Genomic DNA, 20434 nt, shown 5'->3' on the forward strand with positions numbered 1-20434 from the left:
TTCTCTATGTTTAAAAAATGGAAAAATAAAAAACTATTGAAAAATGAGAAGGGTTTAACATTAGTTGAACTTTTAGCTGTAATTGTTATTTTAGCAATTATCGCAGCAATCGCTGTGCCTGCAATTGGTAATATTATTAATAAGTCAAAGGACCGTGCTATTTTAGCAGAAGCATCAAATATTCTATCTGGTGCTAAGATTGCTTATATTGATGGCGCTTGTAAAGGAGACAGCTCAGATAATGAGTGTGTGAAAGATGAATTAGAAGCGTTTGTAGATGGTATTGAGCTAGGAAGCAATGATAAAGTAACGTATAACGAAAGTGAAAAAAAATGGTCAATTTCATATGGTAGATTTGAAGAGATTAAAACAGAGAGTCTCAAAGTTAGCTCAACTGCAGGTGCAATAACAATATTTGAAGAAGAACTTAATAAACTATTAAAAAGTGCAGGAGTAGATAAGAAAAAAACAGAAAATACTAAAACTCAATAATCAGTCCTCCCAACCCATTCAGAAACGATAATTTTCTTGCGTTTCTGGCTGGGGAATGGATGACTAATTGATAAAATCATTTATACTGAATAGGAAAAGGAGGTCTTTTCACATGTTTAAGAGAAAGAGAAAGTCGCATGTATCGATTGAACTGAAGGATTATGTGCTACGTGCGATTGTGGCGAAAGGACCTGAGCCTAGTCAATGGCATGGCTATGAATATCCTTTACCAGCTGATATTGTTGAAAATGGAGCAATCATAGATGAGGTGGCTCTTTTTGAAATTATTAAAGAACAGGTTGTGAAGTGGACAGGAAAAAAACAGGCTGTTCGTATGTTTGTGCCTGATACAACTGTTTTATTAAAAACTTTCGAGCATCCTAAAGATGTTAAACCTCAGGAATTACGAGGATATGCTGAAATGGAGTTGGGCCATTCTATTCATTTACCTTTTCAGGACCCGTTAATTGATGTTTATGATCCCGATGCGGAGGACGGTAAAGCGATATTATTTGCAGCACCTTCAGAGGAAATTACGAAAATAGTAGGAATGCTGTTAGATGTCTCCTTGGACCCTGAAGCGGCCGATATTCGAGCATTATGCAATATACGTTTATTAGAACATATGTCAATGTTAATGCCTAATAAAACATATTTAATTGCTGAGTGGTCTATCAATGAACTTTCCATTAGTATCTTTTCAAACGGACAGGTTGAGTTTTTACGTTATCAATCAATTGAAACAGATATGGCACAATGGCAGGGCAAAAAAGTCGATGAATTTAGCTACCAATTTCTCTACAATGGTGAAACCGAAGATTACCAGATGGTCGTCATGGATCAGGTTTTAGAAATTGATCGAATGATGAATTTCTTTAAGTTTTCTTTACATAAAGGGGAAAAAACAGTAGATGAAATCATAATGCTTGGTGATAACCCGTTACTTAAATCAATAGGAACCTTATTATCTTCTAATTTAGAGACACCTTTGATGATTGTTGATGGAGCAAAAATTGAAAAGTTCTTTCCTTATTTTAAAAAAGAATTTTCAACATTGCTAGGCTTAGCTTTGAAGGAGGTTCATTAATGGTTCCAGATATAAACCTCTTACCACAGCTTGAAAAACGGTCTACTTCACCAAAGCTTTTTTATAGCTTGATAATTGTCATTGTGGGTCTAATAGTAGCTTATTTACTATTTATATTTTTTACAGCTAAAAGTGATTTGTCACGTTTATCTGCTGAGGAAAAGACATTAACGACACAGCTTGAACAATTACAGCAAGAGTTAGATGTAAGACAAAGTGTTGATCAGGGATCATTGGAGGAATCTGTTGCCTATATTCAAGGTGTTTCTTATCCTGTAACCCCATTAATTGATGAAACGAAAACTTTACTACCAACTCAAACATACTTGCGTAGCTACGTTTTTGGGGAAAATACAGTTACTATTGAAGTGGATTTTGAAACGATGACCGATATATCGAAATATGTAGAGCGACTTTTAATGAGTAGTTTTTTTACAGACGCACAAATTAATACAGTGTCAAACTTCGATATAGAGCTTGGCGAACAGAAGGAATTAACGCCTGAACAAAAATTTAAAGAAGTACCACGTTATTCAGTGTCCATTACGGCGACAATCGACTTTATGTATTTAGCTGGAGGACGACGCTCATGAATAAATTAACGAGTAGTAAAAATTCATCTATTATCTTGTTATTGACTTTAATCGTTTCTATTTTATTTGCGCTTTATTATTATTTATTATTACCAAGATTAAATGAAGTAGAAGCAAAAGAGAGTCATGTATCACAACTCCAGCAAGAGATTTCTAGTGTAAAAGAAAAATTAGCTCAATTAGACAAGGAGCAGGGTCAGCCGACTATCAATGTTTTAGCGTTAAGACAGAAGCTACCTACAACAAGAGCTGTTGAAAAGATCATACTAGATTTAGCTGAGATTGAGGAAGTGACAGGAACACGCATAAAGTCATTAACAGTTCAAAATGATGATGCGGCTGTTTCGCAATCAGATGTATCGCAAGACCTTAATCTGTTGGAGCAAGCTGAAGAAGAGGTTAATGGTGAGCAGGATAACAAGATTACGAGTTCACCGATTTCATCTATTTCAAAGGATTCCTTACCATCGAATTTAAAGTTGATTACTTTTATATTAGAGGTTGGGGCGCTTGATTTTAATTCTCTAGAGAGCTTTTTACAGGAAATTGAACAATTACAGCGTGTGATGAAAACTGATACAATCGAATTCAAATTGCCTGGAGAGCAGGATCAATTAGAAAAAGATACGGATCTTACTTTACAAGCTACCGTCCAGGTGACGACGTTCTATTACGAAGGAGAGTAATAATTGCATTGATAGGCGTTCCATACTGCATCTGTATGGGCGCCTATTAGTTTAGGAGGACAGAAAATTGGAAATGGCTTATACAATCTTTCTATTTTTATTTGGGCTTGTCTTTGGCTCTTTTTATAATGTGGTGGGCTTACGTGTGCCACAGAAGGAGTCGATTGTACAACCTCCTTCACATTGTACTAAATGTCAAAGGCAACTGACGGCGCTTGATTTAGTGCCAGTTTTATCTTATGTGTTTTTTGGGGGGAAATGTCGGAGCTGTGGTAATAAAATAGCTTGGATTTATCCAGTAATGGAATTATTAACAGGATTATTGTTTGCCTTTGCATATTGGCAGCTTGGTTGGAGCATAGAGTTTATAGTAGCCCTATTTTTTATTTCATTATTAGTCATCATTGTTGTTTCTGATATAGCCTATATGCTGATTCCGAATAAGGTGCTTTTATTCTTTTTACCCTTCCTTATTATTGGACGAGTATTGTCGCCATTAACACCCTGGTGGGACTGTGCTGTAGGTGCAGTCGTTGGTTTCGGCATATTATATAGTATTGCTGTGATATCAAACGGGGGCATGGGTGGAGGCGATATTAAATTATTCTTTTTAATTGGACTTGTTCTTGGTACAATGCATACACTGTTAACATTATTTATAGCTGCAGTTATCGGCATGATTGTCGGGCTTGTCGTGTTAACGAAGAACAAGCAGGGGAGAAAAACACCTATTCCTTTTGGACCTTCTATTGCATTAGCCGCTATCATTGTCTATTTTTATGGGGATTCATTAATCGATTGGTATTTAGGTTTTTGGTAATTGTTCAATCTTCAAGCATATGGAGGGAAGCAAGTGAAACCGATTATTGGCATTACAGCCTTTGTGGAAGATGATTTATCCTCTCGATTAAATGCTGCTTACAGTAAAAGTATCATTGATGCAGGTGGGATTCCGCTTATTATTCCACTTGGCGTAGAGGAGGATGCCACACAAATTCTATCCCTTACAGATGGTTTATTGTTATCTGGAGGCTATGACGTGCATCCATTTCTGTATGGGGCAGAGCCTGCACCAAAACTAGGGAAAATTCATCCAGCAAGAGATACGGTAGAGTTAGCATTAATTGAAGCGGCATTCACACGAAAGATGCCTATTTTGGGTATTTGCCGAGGCATTCAAATACTAAATGTAGCACTAGGTGGTACTTTATTTCAGGATATTGATAGTGACCATTTTAGTACTAAGCTGCTCAAGCATGTACAGCAATCTGCTCGAGCTGTAGCTACTCATTATGTACAAATTATGGAGGAGAATTTATTAGCGACCATTTTACAACAAGAGAAAATAGCGGTAAATTCATTTCATCATCAGGCAGTTAATGTATTAGCAGAGAAATTAAAAGTAGCAGCAAAATCGAGTGATGGCATTATCGAAGCAGTTGTTCATGAAGAGTTGCCATTTTGCTTGGCTGTTCAGTGGCATCCCGAGGAACTAGCTATAGCAGGAGATGAGCCTGCACAAAAATTATTTTCAGCCTTTGTTGAAGCTAGCTTAAAATTCAAAAAGGAAGCGTAGCAGGGGGACTGTACAAAGAATCCAACCATATATGGATTCTTTTTTTGCGTAAAAAAGAGGATACATGCTCTTAGAAGGAACACATAATCCTCAAAACCTACTTTAAATGATTAATGTACACGACGATATAGTCCTACAACTTGTCCTAAAATAGAAACTTGATCGACGATAATAGGCTCCATAGATGAGTTTTCAGGCTGTAAACGGAAATGATTTTTTTCCTTGAAGAAACGTTTGACCGTTGCTTCATCCTCTGCTGTCATGGCTACAACAATATCTCCGTTATTAGCTGTTGCCTTTTGCTTCACAATAACTAAATCGCCGTCTAAAATTCCTGCTTCAATCATAGATTCCCCCATAATCTCTAGCATGAATAACTGATCCTCGCTTGTGCCATACGTATCTGGTAATGGGAAATATTCTTCAATGTTTTCAATAGCAGTAATTGGGGAACCAGCAGTTACCTTCCCCACAAGTGGTACATGAATGACTTGCTGCTTTTGAATAGACTCTTCAGGCTCTAAAATTTCAATTGCACGTGGCTTTGTTGGATCTCGACGAATAAAGCCCTTTTGTTCTAATCGAGCTAAATGACCATGAACAGTTGAACTTGAAGCAAGTCCGACTGCTTCCCCGATTTCACGTACTGATGGTGGATATCCCTTAGCTCGTACCTCTTCTTTAATAAAAGCCAAAATGTCCTCTTGTCTTTTCGAAACTTTTTTCATGAGTGCTCACCTCTTTTTTCTAATATCATTCTTCTTATTTGATAGTATAACAGAATGCGAACATGTATGCAAACATAGGTTCGAAAAGTGTTTGACAAAAACGTTTGTTCGCTTTATTATGAGAACATACATTCCGAACAAACATTCTAAAAAAGGGGTTGTAACTATGACATGGTTAAAGAAAAATACACATATCTCCATTTTATTAGGAGCTTGTCTATTATTTGCAGGATACCTTTACATCACTGATCCAGGAGATGTTAACTACGCAGAAATTCAAATTGAACATGGGGATAGCTTGTGGTCGTTAGCAGAGCAATACCGTGGTAAGATGAGTACAGATGATTGGATTAAGCTGGTCAAAACAGAAAATGAATTAGCAGATATTAAAATTGTGGCAGGAAAGTCTCTAGTTATTCCTGTATTGGGTGATCAAGCCAATCCCATCCATACTATCGAAATTGCGAGAACTGAACAATGATGAATAAACAAATGTCGGCTGTTGTCTATTGCCGTGTAAGTACTGAAAAAGAAACACAAAGCTCCTCATTAGAGCGCCAACAGGAAGAGTTGCTGCGCTACGCTAGAGAGCAAGGCTATGAGGTAAAGGGTGTATTTAAGGATAAGCATAGCGGCTATGATGTGGAACGCGATGGCTTGCTTGAAATGCTTGATTTCATTAAAGAAAAGGGAATTAATGCCCTTTTTGTACAAGATGAAACACGATTAGGACGTGGGAACGCAAGGATGGCTGTGTTGCATTTATTGCAAAAATCAGCAACAGATGTTTTTTCCATGCGCGATGCAGGACCCGTTCAACTAAATGAAATGGACACGATGCTGCTTGAGATTTTAGCAATCGTGGAGGAGTATCAACGAAGAATCCATAATGCTAAAATACGTCGAGGCATGCGACGCGCTGTAGAAAATGGCTATCGTCCTGAAAATAATTTATCGAACCGAGGGAATCCCTATGGGCAGGAGCGAAAGGATCTACCTGTAGATGAAATTGTCAAGCTACGCAAACGTGGATTTACCTTTGAGGAAATTTCGATCACGCTTCGAGGGTTGGGCTTTGAAGTAAGTAAAGCGACTGTTCATCGTCGCTTCCAAGAACATCAAGAAAGATTAGCAGGCAAATAATATCGCCTGCTAATCTTTTTTATTCACAGTAAAAAATGCTATTGATAGGAAGCCAAACTGTCGATGATGATGTTAGTAGGTAGTTGAAAAGGATACTCTTTATTTATTCGATCATAAAACATTATGCCATTTAAATGATCGATTTCATGTTGGACAACGATCGCCCCATAGCCCTGAAACGGCAGGATGAATTCTTGACCATCAATGTCATATGCTCTGACCTTAATACGCTCGTATCTTGGCACAAAACCATGGACAGGTCGATTAACCGACAGGCAGCCTTCTCCATCAGGTAAATAAATCATATTGAGGGAATGACTTATGATTTTGGGATTGATAAACACCATTTCATTATGATCAAATAGTACAGCAAACATTCGTTTGTCTACACCTATTTGATTTGCAGACAACCCAGTTCCAGGGCGAAGCTTATATTTTTTTGCTAGCGTTGGATCTTGGCTGTTTTTGAGATATTGCAGCATAGCTAATAAAGTATTTCGATCCTCTTGGTTTAAGGGTGTCGTCACTTCTTCGGTTTGTTTTCGTAATAATACCGAGTCTTCTTTCACAAAATCTTTCATGGTAATGATCGAATCAGGAAGAAATTTAGTCATACATAAACACCTCATCAATACGGCTATTGAGGACTTTAGCCATCTTCAAAGCTAATGGCTCGTACTTATCATTTTCAATACAATTAATTGTCTGTCTAACAACACCGCATTCTTTCGTAAGTATAGCTTTGGTTATCCCTAATTTGTTTCTCACCATTTTGATCATACTCCTCAGGTGTATCCCTCCGTTTTGTCCGAAGTGTTAGCCATTTATTTTATACTCTTTTTACTGAATGACCAAATGTTGAAAAACAAAACAGTCAATTGAAAGGTAGAAATGGATTTCCGTTGCAGGCTACTTGCTTTCCTGTGGGCGAGCGCCGAGCCGCTTCCTCCGCTGTCGCTCCGTGCAGGGGCTCGTCTGTCTCGCTATCCCACGGGATTCAAGTAGCCTTCCACTCCAATCCATAAAAATGTTTCTTTTGAGCAAAGGCAAATAAAGTGAAAGTATTCACTACTCTTTCTGGAGGGGAGGGTGTCACGCATCACTTCTCCACATTGAAAATAAGAGCTTATTCCCTCTAAGAATACAAATAATGAGCGATTTTGATCGTGACGGCTCGTATGAAAGAGAAGGAAAAGGCACTTTTGCCAAATGGTTGATTGGAGTGGAGCCAGCGTCACTCCTAGGGGATTTAGCGTCACAGCTGAGACCCTGGAGCGAGCGGAAGTGAGTGAAGCGGCTCAGCGGACGTCCCCTGGAAAGGACGCTGGCGGAACGGAAATCAACCCCTCACCTTGCAAAGTTGCTTTTTTTGCCTTTGACATGATCTTTTTCAACAACATTTGGTCATTTTATAGAATTTTATGCCATTCTTCCTGCAAGATTGCGTAATAGTATTCATCCCACCAATTGTCACCATGCGGTATACATTTTTTAAAAAATCCTTCACGCCGCATACCGATCTTTTCCATCACTCGGTAAGAAGCTATATTTTCGGGTTGGCATGTTGCTATTATTCTATGAAGCTTCAATTTGGAAAATCCATAATCTAATAGGGCTTGAGCAGCTTCTGATGCATAGCCATGTTGCTGATAAGCAGGATTCAATACCCATCCAATTTCATAGGTATGTTCGCCAAAGCATCGATGAAAAACTAAATGACCAATAACTTCTGGTTGATCGCGTAAAGTAATGGCAAAATGCTTAGCTTGATCCGCGCTATTTTCTGTTATAAATTTTTGGACTTGTTCTTCCGTTAAAACTCCTTCAGGCATATAATGCATCACCGTTTCATCAGACATATAGCTATAAACAGCCTGCCAATCTTGGGCTTCAAATTTTCGGATAAGTAATCGCTGTGTTGTGATGTTCATTTAATTTCCTCCAATAAATATAAATTTTTTCCTTTTATTATTAGTTATACACGACTAACATCTGGAAGTCATGTAAATTATGGCTAAGAAGTGTTATTAAGGGTTGGTATAACTGCATTTTAAGGGAAAGCATGCTATACTTTGCATACTGAAGTCATTAAGCTAGGTATTGAAAGGTGTGTAACAATGTTATCAAAGGAAAAAATTAACCGAATTAATGAACTTTCTGCTAAGGCCAAAAGTGGTCAATTAACAGAAGCAGAGGCTAAGGAGCGAACAGCGCTTCGCAAGGAGTACTTAGATACGTTTAGAGCGACTATGCGAGATACGATTGAAAATGTAAAAGTGGTAGATGCAGAAGGTAATGATGTGACACCAGAGAAAGTAAGACAAGCTAAAAAAAATAAATTTCTAAATTAATGTGACACAATTCAATAAAGTATGTATGAAAACGCAATTAGTATAACAAAAGCATTGTTTTCTAAAGCAATGTTGACTAAACTGTAAAAGAACAATATAGGACGAGAAAGGATGTCACAATATAATGACTCAACACGCGGATCTTTTAGCAATTAATGCTATTCGAACTTTGTCAATCGACGCTATCGAAAAAGCAAATTCTGGTCACCCAGGTTTACCAATGGGGGCGGCGCCAATGGCTTATACGCTATGGACAAAACAATTACGCCATAATCCAGCAAATCCAAAATGGTATAACCGTGATCGTTTTGTACTATCAGCTGGTCATGGTTCTATGCTTCTGTACAGCTTACTTCATCTTGGAGGCTATGGTTTACCAATGGAAGAAATTCAAAACTTCCGCCAATGGGATTCATTAACACCAGGACATCCTGAATACGGTCATACAGTAGGTGTGGAGGCAACAACTGGTCCGCTTGGTCAAGGGATTGCTATGACAGTTGGTATGGCAATGGCTGAGCGTCATTTAGCGGCTACTTACAATAAACCTGGTCATGATATCGTTGACCACTACACATTTGCCCTTTGTGGTGATGGTGACTTAATGGAAGGTGTAGCAGCTGAAGCTATTTCATTGGCTGGTCACTTAAAACTTGAAAAATTAATCGTACTTTACGATTCTAATGATATTTCTTTAGACGGTGACTTAGAAAAGTCATTCTCAGAAAACGTACAAAAACGCTTTGAATCTTATGGCTGGAATTACTTAAAAGTGGCTGATGGTACAGATGTAGATGCCATTAATGCCACAATTGAAGAAGCGAAAAAATCAACTGGCAAACCAACATTAATTGAAGTAAAAACAGTGATTGGTTTTGGTTCTCCAAATAAATCTGGTAAAGCAGATTCACATGGTGCGCCACTTGGTACAGATGAAGTTGTCTTAACGAAAGCTGCGTATGAATGGGCACACGAGCCATTCCAAATTCCTGCTGAAGTGTATGATACATTTAATGCTGCTGCTGAAATACAAGGTGCACAATCTGAGGAAGCTTGGAATGCTAAATTTGCTGCATATAAAGAAGAGTTCCCAGAGTTAGCGGCTCAATTTGAAAAAGCGATGAATGGTGAATTACCAGAGGACTTTGCGTCAGAGCTACCAGTATATGAGGCAGGTAAATCTGTAGCAACACGTTCTTCTTCTGGTGACGCGATTAATGCCATTGCGAAGAAAACTCCTTCATTCTTTGGTGGTTCCGCTGACCTTGCTGGCTCCAATAAAACAACGATGAAGGGCGCAGGCGATTTCTCTGCAGACGATTATGCTGGTCGCAACATCTGGTTTGGTGTTCGTGAATTTGCAATGGGTGCTGCGATGAACGGTATGGCTCTTCATGGTGGTTTAAATGTATTTGGCGGTACGTTCTTCGTATTCTCTGATTATGTTCGTCCAGCAGTTCGTCTTTCTGCATTAATGGGGCTTCCTGTAACATATGTATTTACACATGACTCTATTGCAGTAGGGGAAGATGGTCCAACACATGAACCAATCGAACACCTTGCATCACTACGTGCGATGCCAAATCTATCTGTTATTCGTCCTGCGGATGCAAATGAATCAGCGGTAGCTTGGGAGCTTGCCGTAGCATCAGAAAAAACGCCAACTGTTTTAGTATTATCTCGTCAAAACTTACCTGTCCTTGACGCTTCTATTGAAACAGTTCGTGATGGTGTTACGAAGGGTGCTTACACAGTATCTCCTGCTACAAAAGAAGTAGCAGATGCTATTTTAATCGCAACAGGCTCTGAGGTTTCACTTGCTGTTGAAGCACAGAAAGCATTAAAAGCAGAAGGTGTGGATGTGGCAGTTGTTTCCATGCCGTCTATGGATCGCTTTGAAAAACAAGACGCAGCTTATAAAGAATCTGTCCTACCAAAAGCTGTGACAAAACGTCTTGCGATTGAAATGGGTGCATCATTTGGCTGGCATAAATATACTGGCTTTGAAGGTGACGTTCTTGCAATCGACAAGTTCGGTGCATCAGCTCCAGGTGAATTAGTAATGGAAAAATACGGATTCACTGTAGAAAATGTCGTAGCGAAAGTAAAAGCACTATAATTTATATTAAAATACCGCAACACTCAGTCGATGTTTAAGTTCGCTGAGTGTTGCGGTATTTTTTATCGTTTTTCATTATGATAAAAGTGAGATTATTGCAGAGGTGCTGCATCATTTTGCCAAGTATCCAAAGGAACAATTTATCATGATCGGGGCTTGTGAAAATGATTTTGATGCTATCGGCGTGACATATGGTTATGGATCACGACAAGAATTAGAAAAGGTATATTGTGGATCTAATCAAGTATCTCTAAATACATGAAAAAACTGCATGCTGACATGCAGTTTTTTATGTAGGTGTTTATTTAGCAAGGCCATTTTGAAAAGCGTAGACAACGGCCTGTGTACGATCTTGCACTTCGAGCTTTGCTAAAATATTGCTAACATGTGTTTTTACGGTCTTTAAGGCAATGTATAGTTCGTCAGCGATTTCCTGATTGGCTTTACCCTTTGCCATGAGCAATAATACTTCCATTTCACGGTCAGTGAGCTGTTCGTAAAGGGGCGTATTATTACCGTGGCGCATACGGTGCATCATTTTGGATGTGACTTCTGGCTCTAATACTGTTTCGCCACCTATGGTTTTACGAATAGCATCGGCAATTTGTTTAGCATTAGAAGTTTTTAAAATATAGCTTACCGCACCAGCCTCTAAAGCAGGGTAGACTTTATCGTCATCTAAAAAACTAGTCACCATCATGATTTTTGCCTCTGGCCATGCCGTTAAAATTTCCGCTGTTGCCTCTGCTCCTGTCATGATGGGCATGACATTATCCATTAAAATAATATCAGGTCTTAGGGCAAGGGCACGCTCCACAGCCTCTTTGCCGTTTTCAGCCTCACCTACAACTGTAATATCTGGTTGTGCTGAAAGATAGGCTGAAACGCCAATCCGTACCATTTCATGATCATCCACTATGAGCACTTGTATCATCGACATGAACCTCCTCCTTCTGTAGCGGAATTTTAACCTCCACAATCGTTCCTTCTTCAGGCACGGACACAATTTTGTATGTGCAGCCAATTTCAACAGCTCGTTCAGCTATATTTTGTAAGCCGTACGAAGTTGATTTATCGGCCTCCACATCAAAGCCTAACCCATTATCCTGAATTCGTAAAATGGCTAAGTCATCTCGTGCAACAAGCAGTAACTCCACTTCACTTGCTTTGGCATGACGGAGCGTGTTAGAGAGGGCTTCCTGTGCAATACGGAATAAATGGTCTTCTTCTGCTTTTGTTAAGGCCATTTCCTCTAGCTCATATTCAATATGGAAATAAACTTTTTGTTGAAGTTCAATAATCAATTCCTCTAAGCCTTGTGCTAGCGTTTTATTGTGTAGAGCTACAGGTCGTAAGTGGAGCAGCAATGCGCGCATTTCTAGCTGTGCCTGCTGAACAATCTTTTCCACCTGTTTTAAGCTAGTAGCATTTTCGTCATTTTCAGTTAATGCTGAGAGTAACATAGAAGCCGCAAATAATTGCTGTGATACGGAATCATGCAATTCCCTAGCAAGTCGTTGGCGTTCAGCAATAATACGCTCCTGAATAATTTTATCATTTGCTTCTGCCCGTTCATTGGAGAGTCGCTGTAAGCTTTTTCGCTGTGTATCGATTAATTCACTTGTTTGAACTATTGCCTTTTTTAATGATTTCGGAAGTGCTTGTTTTTTAGGGAAAATAAAATCAGGCTCGATTAATTGCTTCACAATGCGTGTTGCTTGAGCTTCTCGTGCCCGAGCAGTCATGCTGATCCAGCTAGCAAATAGGAAGCTAAGTACAAACAGGCTAACTACGATGATGCCTCCTAGCGGAATATTATCGTAAGTCTGCTGCCACAATGGCTCCCATGTTTTTTCATCCGGATTGCCCCATACCGCCACAAGCAGACCGAAAACAGCACTCATTAAAATGAAAAATAGCGTAAACAATCTTGAGATAAAGGCAATCATTTTCGTAGCACCTCCAAATCTCCCAGCCAGGTTGCGACATGAATAATTAAAACGCGTTTAGCATCCTCAGGGTTGCCGTCAGCGAAAGTAATACTTTCATTTAAGATGCGTTGTGGCCCCTTATGTAAGCAGATAAGCTCACCAAATAACGTCGTATACTGTAAACGGAAAGGGATTTCATAGGGAATATAGATTTGAACTTTCCCGATCCCTTGGCGAATTGTAATGAGACTAGTGCCAGCAGGTAAAATTGTTTGTGTTGTATCAATCGTAATATCTCCTGCAAGGCGTTGAATTTGTACATCTTGCCATTTGTACGCTTCTGTAGGTGCTGGCATTGTGCCAATCAAGTCATTTTTAGTTGTAGGAAGCTTTTCAAAAAGCTCTGCACCGACTACCTTTGGTTCGTTTTCTCGTTGTAGGTATTGATAAAGCATATATAAGAGCATGATGACGACGAATAAACGTAGGCTCCACATGGTAAACAAAGCAATAGCAATGAAGAAAATTCCTGTCCATTTAAAAAAACGAACTTTTTTGGAAAAACTTAAATAAAGAAGTACTGCCCCAATCAATAAACAGAAGGCTCCGCCATTATTAAAAATAGTAAGCTCTACAAAGACGAGTAAAAAGAAGCATAGTACCCAAAACGTGAGCTTATTTGTTGTGAAATTTTGCAAGAGGGTCACCCTTCCTTCTACTAATAGTATAAGAGAGGGAATGGGACCCTCTATTTTTAAACGTGAAAGAATGCGCCTTATAAAGTTGGCGCATTGCTTTCATTATAACATGTTATTTATTTTCAATTAGCAGTGGTGAGTGATCTTCTGCTGCTTTTTTTTCTAATTCTGCCAGTCTTGCCTCGAAAGTTGTTACCTCATGATCTTTATCGATTTGGTAAGCTAATTTATCGATATAGGCTTCTAAATCTTCAAAATTTGTTTTATTGTTTTTGGCAATCATGCCGTCCATTTGATGGTGAGCACGTGTTACATTTTCTTTTCCCATCAGCTGTAATTGACGTACTTTCATATCTTTAATTTTATGCTTCATTGTTTCGAATTTACGCTCTAGCTCGAAGTATTCACGTGTACTCGATTCAATGCTCGCTTGTAGTGTATGATTACGAGCTGTGTAAGCCGTTACTTCATCTGTAGCGAAATCAATTAAATCCTGTTCACCACTAGTTGTTGCCAATGTTAGTTGGGCTTCACGTTTAGCTAGTAATTCAGCATTTTGCTTATATTCTTGCTCTAGCTTTTCTTTTAATTGCCCTTGTCGTTCTAATAATTTACCTGTTTGTTCTGTTTGTTTTTCTGCCTCGCGAATGTATTGATTTAACATTGCAATCGGATTTTTTTGTTCCTTTTTATCAAATATTTGATGTAAGTCTGCCTCTACTGTATATCTAAAACGTTGAAATAAATTCATTTAATTTCGCTCCTTTTTATTTTGTTAAGTTTGACCATTCTTTTTCAAAGTTTGTAAACGGATCTTCTTCTTTTTTCCCTTCGATTGTAGGGATTTTTACATCTTCGCCATTCCATTTTTTATAGATGACATAGATAATAGCGATAGCTGCAAGACCGATCATTGCTGGAATGTTAGACACTGCTGATAGAACACCGATTAGACCAACTGTAAACCAGAAAATTTTACCGAATGTTGATTTGCTTGCCATGTAGAAATGCATGCCTAGTGCTACAAATAATCCAGAGAATAGTAAACCTGCCAGTGGTCCTATTAAGGCAAGTGCAACACATGCTGCGATGACGCCTCCAGTTAATAAAAGAAATTTTTTCATTTGTTTTAGCTCCTTTCGTTTGTACCTTTATGTTACCTCTATACAAGATTGTCTAAAACGGACTCGAAATTGATTTTGATCTAGGTCTTGAGGCTGAGAACCATCTAAGCTGTAACGAAAGTGGGTTTTTGGCGTATAAAACGAGCTGCTTTTTCTTGTTTTTGGAAAATAACTATTTTGTTTTATCAAAAAATACCATTTGTCATAAAGTCATTTATAGATGCGAAACTAGAATTTTTTCGACAAAAATAGAAGATAGATCCTTCCTTCGTTTGACAAATTAACAAGGTTGGATGAGCTATACTTATGGAAAAGAAACTGAGCGAAGGAGGATTTCTGGTGAGAACCTATTCTATATATAAGATAAAAGAAGAGCATTTAACATTTATTTTTGGCAGAGAGCGTAAGTTGTTAGAGATGATGCAAGGCTGTGAAGACGCCAACGAGAAATCCTTAAAAGAGCTTGCATATATATGTGAATCTGTTCGTTTTGAAGAAATTGCAGCGATGTTGGAACATCAACTTGATTCCAAATATGCACATTTAGAAAGAGCCCGCAATGCTTTGTTTTTAGAACATCCGATAAAAGGCAAAATGGCTATTTATTTGGTCGATCGTAAAATTTGCGTTTATTGTGAAGGTTCGCGAATGCTAGATTTAGATTTATTTCAAATGCTTGCCAAAATGAGTGAACGGTTTATTGCTTTTAATAAACAGGATAATGAGTGTGGGTGGTTAAAGCCGATGAAGTATACAATGCACTAGATAAATTCACTACAATATATAGTAACACGCTATCATTTGGTGTATAATGGTGCGTGGAGAGTTTTTCTCGGTATATTGTAGTGGAGGAGGTTGGTTGTATGCCTACATGGGGCTGGATTATTATCGTAATTATCGCATTAGCAGCGGGAGCGGCACTTGGTTTCTATTTCGCTCGTCAAGCTATGATGAAATATTTAAAAGAAAACCCACCTATTAATGAGCAAATGATTCGTATGATGATGGCACAAATGGGTCGTACGCCGTCTGAAAAGCAAGTACGTCAAATGATGGCACAAATGAATAAATTCCAAAAGTAATCGGAATGATGAGAGCAACTAGTTCAAACTTAACTAGTTGTTTTTTTTTATATTTTTTACAGTATTTAAAAAATTCTTGAAAATCATATAATTCTATCGGGAAACTATGTATAATAGAATTACCATACGGAAAGGGGTTATGTATTATGCAAAAAGAAAAGACAAATGTAGAAAGCTTTGATCTGGATCATACAAAAGTAAAGGCACCTTATGTTCGTTTAGCTGGTATTAAAACGGGCCAAAATGGCGACGAAGTGTACAAATATGATATTCGCTTTAAACAGCCAAATAAAGAGCATATGGATATGCCTGCCTTACATTCTTTAGAGCATTTATCTGCTGACATTATTCGTAACTACTCTGATCACATTGTTGATTTTAGTCCAATGGGTTGCCAAACAGGCTTCTATGTATCACTGATTAATCATAATGATTATGAGGAATTATTAACTATTTTAGAGAAAACATTTATTGATGTGACAAAAGCAACAGCTGTTCCTGCATGCAATGAGGTGCAGTGTGGCTGGGCTGCTAGCCATAGCTTGGAAGGTGCACAATCATTAGCTGAAGAATTTTTAGCAAAACGAGATGAATGGCATATCGTTTTTGGAGAATAATCATTTATAAAACCTTGCGGAGATAATTCCGCAAGGTTTTCTTAGTGTTGAAAAACAAAACAGTCAATTGGAAGGTAGAAATGGATTTCCCTTGCAGGCTACTTGCTTTCCTGTGGGCGAGCGTCCCGAGCCGCTTGCTCCGTTTAGAGGCTCGCCTGTCTCGTTATCCCACGGGAGTCAAGTAGCCTTCCACTCCTACCTACAAAAGTATTACCTTTTTAGCAAAGGTTTTCAAATAAGGCGAAGGTCTTCACTACTCTTTATGGAGAGGTGTTGTCACACATCACTTCCCCACATTGAAAATAAGAGCTTATTCCCTCTAAAAATAATGGGCTATTTAATCGCTATATTACTATGAAAAAAAGTAAAGACACTTTGCAGAATGGTTGATTGGGGTGGAGCCAGCGTCACTCCTAGGGGAATAGCGTCACAGATGAGACCCTGGAGCGAGCGTAAGTGAGTGAAGCGGCTCATCGGACGCCCCATGGAAAGGGCGCTGGCGGAACGGAAATCAACCTCTCACCTTGCAAAGTTGCTTTTTCTGCCTTTGACATGATCTTTTTTCATGTGTGCTAAAAATGGAATGGAATGACATTGGAGGAGGAAGACTCGGGATTGATTTTTTGGTAAATAAAACTTTCTAAAAAATCATGAATTAAATCCTCATATTCATCCATATTTTCATTAAAGGACTGTGCATGTGCCCCAGTGTCAAAAAGTTTTAATTTTTTGGGACCTGCTTTTTTATTGTAGAGATCTAGTGACATCGACGCTGGAATAAATGTATCAGGAATACTGTGAATAAAGAGTACTGGTTTTTCAATATGTGTCACGGCTTCAGCAGGTGTTACACTTTTGAAGGAGTAACCATCTCTGAGGCGAACAAAGAAATCGGCAAAGCGAATGGGAATAATGGAGCCATATTTAAATTCGGTTTTGGCGATTTGCTTCAACAACATGGAAAAATCGGAGAACGCACAGTCTGAAATATAGAAATCAGCACCATCTTCCACTGTTCCAGCATAAAGTAGCATAGTTGCTGCCCCCATGGATTCACCGTGAATCCCAAGGATAGCGTCTTCACCAATCATGGCTTTCACTGTCTTTACTACTGCATCAAGATCATTTTTTTCATAGTAGCCATAACTCGTTGTTTTGCCCCCAGATTCACCATGACGACGATGGTCAAAAATAACTGAATTATAGCCAAGTCTTTCAAATAATCGAGCATATTTTACGGAATTTATTTTATTTTCAGTGACACCGTGACAAATGATGATGGTGTTATTAGTTTGCAAAGGCTGAAACATAATGCCTCGAATTGAGTAGCCATTAGGAGAATCAATATTGAGTTCACATTTCAAGTTATTATTGTACCAAGCTTCATCAAAGCGCTTGGCAGTCGTTTCTCGTTCTCGAACAAACTCCGGGTCTTTTTGTTGGATATACATTAATTTATTGGAAAGCGCGAAGCCGAACAGACCTGTTGCAGCTGCGGCTAGCGTTGTTGTAATACCAGAGAATAAAAGCATCTTCTTTTTCATCATAAAACACCTCCACATGCTGTTTCTTATTTGTAATGTTCCCAACTAAGATTGTTTAAAACACGTCAACATTTTACAATATCTTTGGCAAAACTGCGATTATTTCTATTATCGAAAATCGTCAAAATATTTGTTAAAATATACATATCTGCTAGTAGCATATGCATGCAGTGTTGATTTTTGAACGGGGAAAAGGGGAGAATGATTATGACAAACGAGGTAGTAATCGTGAGTGCTGTGCGTACAGCGATAGGCTCATTTCAGGGGACATTAAAAGACGTACCAGCGACAACGTTAGGTAGCATTGTCATTAAAGAGGCGTTAGCACGTGCAGGTGTAGCAGGAGAACAAGTAGATGAGGTCATTATGGGGAATGTCTTAGCGGCAGGGCTTGGACAAAACCCAGCTCGTCAAGCGGCAATTAAAGCGGGGTTACCTCACGAGGTATCAGCATTAACAATTAATAAAGTATGTGGATCGGGTTTAAAGGCTGTTCATTTAGCCACACAGGCGATTATAGCGGGAGATGCTGAGATTGTTGTTGCGGGGGGCTTTGAAAATATGAGCCAAGCACCTTACGTCTTAAAAAATGCACGAGAAGGCTTCCGAATGGGTGATCAAAAGGTAGTAGATACAATGATTCAAGATGGCCTATGGTGTGCTTTTAATGATTATCATATGGGGATTACCGCTGAAAATTTATGTGATATGTATCAAATTTCTCGAGAAGAGCAGGATGCTTTTGCGGCTCGTTCTCAGCAACGTGCAGAGGCAGCGATTGCAGTTGGCAAGTTTGAAAATGAAATCGTGGCTGTCGAGATTCCACAGCGTAAGGGAGAGCCACTTCTTTTCAATAAAGATGAATTTCCACGAGCAGGTGTGACAGCGGAGTCCTTAGCTAAGCTACGACCAGCATTTAAAAAGGATGGCTCCGTTACCGCAGCGAACGCATCGGGTATTAATGATGGTGCAGCAGCAGTTGTGGTGATGTCAAAGGAAAAAGCACAAAAGCTAGGCATTCAACCAATGGCGATTATTACAGCGAATGCCAGCGCAGGTGTCGATCCAGCTATTATGGGGACAGGTCCTGTAAAAGCTGTCCAAAAAGCACTAACAAAAGCAGAGACAACTTTAGACGATATCGATTTAATTGAAGCAAATGAAGCATTTGCAGCACAATCAATTGCTGTAGATCGTGAATTAAGCTTTAATCATGATAAACTAAATGTGAACGGGGGTGCTATTGCTCTTGGTCATCCAATCGGTGCAAGTGGTGCTCGTATTTTAGTGACGCTATTGCATGAAATGGAAAAGCGTGACGCAAAAACGGGCTTAGCCACATTATGTATCGGTGGAGGACAAGGCGTAGCAACTGTTGTAAAGCGCCCTTGATATCAATAAGAAGGTGAATGTAATGGGAAAGAAACGAAAACAGCAGCAACGCACTGACAATAGCATGACAGCTAGCCTACCTAAGCAAGAGGCGGTCACATTAGCGGATCAGCTTGGCGGCGATGTGCTCGCAAAATTAAAAGCGGCGAAGCAAGATTTAACTGCTAAAGAGCAGGCGGCAGAGGAAGAACGTCAAGCAAAATTAGCGTTTGAACGCAAACAACGTGAAAAAAATAAATCGTTTGAAGAATTACTAAACGAATACGGCGATAAAGGCTCTAAATTTTAAAAATAAAGCAGTGAATTCACACAGGTGGGTTCACTGTTTTGTCTTTTACAGCATTTAAATTATGTCGTTATAGTCGATATACAAAGAGAGATTTTTGAATTTAATGGAACGGGAGACGCTGCCAATAACATATACCTAATTGTAGTTTAGTATCAATTAAATTATGTTAGGAGAACAACATGGTAGAATTACAGACAGAAAGAATAAGATTAATTCCTTTAAACGCCAAGTATCTAAAATTACTAATAGAGCATGAGAAACAAATGGCCAAGCAGTTGTCATTAAGTATGGGTGAGGGGCGTTTAGATTGCGAGCTTAAACAAGCATTGTATTTTAGACTTTCCAAAGTCGTAGAAGATGAGCAAAACTATCTTTGGCATACGAACTGGTTACTTGTGTTAAAAGAGAAAAATTGTGCTGTTGGTGGCATAATGCTAAAAGGTATGCCAAATGACCAAGAGGAAGTTGTGATTGGGTATTATACTTTTCCTCCTTATCAGGGGCAGGGCTATATGACAGAATCAATCATAGCTCTTCAAAACTGGTTACTTCATCAACTAAATGTAAAATACGTTATTGCAGATACCGAAAAAGATAATGTGGCATCCCATCGAGTTTTAGAAAAAGCAGGAGCTGCCTTGTATAAAGAAACAAACTCCCTCTATTTTTGGAGATTCCAACTTTAAAAAATGGCTAAGACAAAAGACTATGATTGTGCCTTTTGTCTTTATTTTGGTTAAAAATGGTAATGTCACAAAAAAGATTTTTTAGCAAGGCGAGTAGTTCCGTTCCGCCAGCGTCCTTTTCAGGGGGCGTCCGATGATCTGCTTCCCTCACTTACGTTCGCTCCAGGGTCTTCTCTGTGACGCTGGCTCCACTCCACATTAACCATTCTGTAAAAGTGTCAGTAGCAGTAGTGAATAAAATATTTCTATTTTTAGAGAGTGGAGACGCGATTAATCACCACTACCATCAATAAAGT

General features: G+C 38.8%; 25 protein-coding genes. 16 read left to right on the forward strand and 9 right to left on the reverse strand.

The genetic code is table 11. The features are described from left to right. The first annotated feature begins 6 nt into the window (after positions 1-6). The 6 genes from MKY46_RS06050 to MKY46_RS06075 all read left to right on the forward strand — a co-directional run bounded on the left by MKY46_RS06050 (position 7) and on the right by MKY46_RS06075 (position 4434). Positions 7-492, forward strand: coding sequence for a prepilin-type N-terminal cleavage/methylation domain-containing protein (locus MKY46_RS06050; RefSeq protein ID WP_036128097.1), 486 nt, complete (start codon positions 7-9; stop codon positions 490-492). 112 nt (positions 493-604) lie between these two features. Then, positions 605-1579, forward strand: a complete 975-nt coding sequence (gene pilM / locus MKY46_RS06055; RefSeq protein WP_036128094.1) for a type IV pilus biogenesis protein PilM — start codon at positions 605-607, stop codon at positions 1577-1579. Next, the gene (locus MKY46_RS06060) at positions 1579-2172 is read left to right on the forward strand and encodes a PilN domain-containing protein (protein WP_036128090.1); all 594 of its coding nucleotides are present in this window, start codon (positions 1579-1581) and stop codon (positions 2170-2172) included. Before pilM ends, MKY46_RS06060 begins: the two co-directional genes overlap by 1 nt. Beyond that, complete coding sequence (locus tag MKY46_RS06065; RefSeq protein WP_036128088.1) at positions 2169-2858, forward strand: hypothetical protein; 690 nt, start codon at positions 2169-2171, stop codon at positions 2856-2858. The genes MKY46_RS06060 and MKY46_RS06065 overlap by 4 nt, the downstream gene beginning before the upstream one ends. Positions 2859-2925: 67 nt before the next feature. After that, complete coding sequence (locus MKY46_RS06070; RefSeq protein ID WP_036128085.1) at positions 2926-3678, forward strand: prepilin peptidase; 753 nt, start codon at positions 2926-2928, stop codon at positions 3676-3678. A 33-nt stretch (positions 3679-3711) separates the two neighbouring features. Then, positions 3712-4434, forward strand: coding sequence for a gamma-glutamyl-gamma-aminobutyrate hydrolase family protein (locus MKY46_RS06075; RefSeq protein WP_036128080.1), 723 nt, complete (start codon positions 3712-3714; stop codon positions 4432-4434). Positions 4435-4544: 110 nt separating this feature from the next. Here MKY46_RS06075 and lexA read toward each other — a convergent pair whose 3' ends face one another. Next, positions 4545-5162 carry a transcriptional repressor LexA gene (gene lexA, locus MKY46_RS06080; protein WP_004232118.1) on the reverse strand — a complete coding sequence of 206 codons (618 nt, stop codon included), beginning with the start codon at positions 5160-5162 and terminating at the stop codon, positions 4545-4547. A 166-nt stretch (positions 5163-5328) separates the two neighbouring features. Between lexA and yneA the strand changes: the two genes are divergently transcribed. Beyond that, positions 5329-5643 carry a cell division suppressor protein YneA gene (gene yneA, locus MKY46_RS06085; protein WP_036128077.1) on the forward strand — a complete coding sequence of 105 codons (315 nt, stop codon included), beginning with the start codon at positions 5329-5331 and terminating at the stop codon, positions 5641-5643. Continuing rightward, complete coding sequence (locus tag MKY46_RS06090) at positions 5640-6305, forward strand: YneB family resolvase-like protein (protein ID WP_036128073.1); 666 nt, start codon at positions 5640-5642, stop codon at positions 6303-6305. The genes yneA and MKY46_RS06090 overlap by 4 nt, the downstream gene beginning before the upstream one ends. Before the next feature lie 38 nt (positions 6306-6343). Here MKY46_RS06090 and def read toward each other — a convergent pair whose 3' ends face one another. Both def and MKY46_RS06100 read right to left on the reverse strand, forming a co-directional pair. Further along, positions 6344-6919, reverse strand: a complete 576-nt coding sequence (gene def, locus MKY46_RS06095; RefSeq protein ID WP_271912563.1) for a peptide deformylase — start codon at positions 6917-6919, stop codon at positions 6344-6346. A gap of 795 nt (positions 6920-7714) precedes the next feature. Further along, positions 7715-8236, reverse strand: a complete 522-nt coding sequence (locus MKY46_RS06100; protein ID WP_340833824.1) for a GNAT family N-acetyltransferase — start codon at positions 8234-8236, stop codon at positions 7715-7717. Positions 8237-8422: 186 nt separating this feature from the next. Here MKY46_RS06100 and MKY46_RS06105 point away from each other — a divergent pair, with 186 nt between their 5' ends. Beyond that, a complete protein-coding gene (locus tag MKY46_RS06105; RefSeq protein ID WP_036128062.1) occupies positions 8423-8656 on the forward strand; it encodes a DUF896 domain-containing protein in 234 nt (77 codons plus the stop codon). Between the two features lie 124 nt (positions 8657-8780). Then, positions 8781-10775, forward strand: a complete 1995-nt coding sequence (tkt, locus tag MKY46_RS06110) for a transketolase (protein WP_058843965.1) — start codon at positions 8781-8783, stop codon at positions 10773-10775. A 301-nt stretch (positions 10776-11076) separates the two neighbouring features. Here tkt and MKY46_RS06115 read toward each other — a convergent pair whose 3' ends face one another. From MKY46_RS06115 to MKY46_RS06135, 5 genes are all read right to left on the reverse strand, one after another. Beyond that, positions 11077-11709, reverse strand: a complete 633-nt coding sequence (locus MKY46_RS06115; RefSeq protein ID WP_036128056.1) for a response regulator transcription factor — start codon at positions 11707-11709, stop codon at positions 11077-11079. Then, positions 11684-12724 carry a sensor histidine kinase gene (locus MKY46_RS06120; protein ID WP_036128054.1) on the reverse strand — a complete coding sequence of 347 codons (1041 nt, stop codon included), beginning with the start codon at positions 12722-12724 and terminating at the stop codon, positions 11684-11686. The genes MKY46_RS06115 and MKY46_RS06120 overlap by 26 nt, the downstream gene beginning before the upstream one ends. Beyond that, positions 12721-13404: a cell wall-active antibiotics response protein LiaF gene (gene liaF / locus MKY46_RS06125; RefSeq protein WP_036128050.1), complete on the reverse strand. Its 684-nt coding sequence runs from the start codon at positions 13402-13404 to the stop codon at positions 12721-12723. Before liaF ends, MKY46_RS06120 begins: the two co-directional genes overlap by 4 nt. A gap of 112 nt (positions 13405-13516) precedes the next feature. Next, a complete protein-coding gene (locus tag MKY46_RS06130) occupies positions 13517-14155 on the reverse strand; it encodes a PspA/IM30 family protein (RefSeq protein ID WP_036128047.1) in 639 nt (212 codons plus the stop codon). Between the two features lie 16 nt (positions 14156-14171). After that, a complete protein-coding gene (locus MKY46_RS06135) occupies positions 14172-14528 on the reverse strand; it encodes a lmo0954 family membrane protein (protein ID WP_036128044.1) in 357 nt (118 codons plus the stop codon). A gap of 306 nt (positions 14529-14834) precedes the next feature. On the opposite strand from MKY46_RS06135, the gene sirA reads away from it, so the two are divergent. The 3 genes from sirA to MKY46_RS06150 all read left to right on the forward strand — a co-directional run bounded on the left by sirA (position 14835) and on the right by MKY46_RS06150 (position 16227). After that, entirely contained in the window at positions 14835-15293 is a 459-nt protein-coding gene (sirA, locus tag MKY46_RS06140; protein ID WP_170829784.1) for a sporulation inhibitor of replication protein SirA, read from the forward strand. A 98-nt stretch (positions 15294-15391) separates the two neighbouring features. After that, positions 15392-15610, forward strand: coding sequence for a YneF family protein (locus MKY46_RS06145; protein ID WP_004232154.1), 219 nt, complete (start codon positions 15392-15394; stop codon positions 15608-15610). Positions 15611-15756: 146 nt separating this feature from the next. Next, positions 15757-16227: an S-ribosylhomocysteine lyase gene (locus tag MKY46_RS06150; RefSeq protein WP_036128043.1), complete on the forward strand. Its 471-nt coding sequence runs from the start codon at positions 15757-15759 to the stop codon at positions 16225-16227. 572 nt (positions 16228-16799) lie between these two features. On the opposite strand, the gene MKY46_RS06155 is transcribed toward MKY46_RS06150, so the two are convergent. After that, complete coding sequence (locus tag MKY46_RS06155; protein ID WP_036127977.1) at positions 16800-17771, reverse strand: alpha/beta hydrolase; 972 nt, start codon at positions 17769-17771, stop codon at positions 16800-16802. A gap of 207 nt (positions 17772-17978) precedes the next feature. On the opposite strand from MKY46_RS06155, the gene MKY46_RS06160 reads away from it, so the two are divergent. The 3 genes from MKY46_RS06160 (at position 17979) to MKY46_RS06170 (ending at position 20138) form a co-directional block, all read left to right on the forward strand. Then, positions 17979-19163, forward strand: coding sequence for an acetyl-CoA C-acetyltransferase (locus MKY46_RS06160; protein WP_080717167.1), 1185 nt, complete (start codon positions 17979-17981; stop codon positions 19161-19163). 22 nt (positions 19164-19185) lie between these two features. Beyond that, entirely contained in the window at positions 19186-19452 is a 267-nt protein-coding gene (locus tag MKY46_RS06165) for a YqkE family protein (protein ID WP_036127968.1), read from the forward strand. A gap of 179 nt (positions 19453-19631) precedes the next feature. Further along, positions 19632-20138 (forward strand): GNAT family N-acetyltransferase, encoded by a 507-nt coding sequence (locus MKY46_RS06170; protein WP_141903549.1) that lies wholly within the window; start codon positions 19632-19634, stop codon positions 20136-20138. Positions 20139-20434: the final 296 nt, after the last annotated feature.

It is taken from the genome of Lysinibacillus sp. FSL M8-0355 (assembly GCF_038008985.1).
Classification (GTDB): domain Bacteria; phylum Bacillota; class Bacilli; order Bacillales_A; family Planococcaceae; genus Lysinibacillus; species Lysinibacillus fusiformis_D.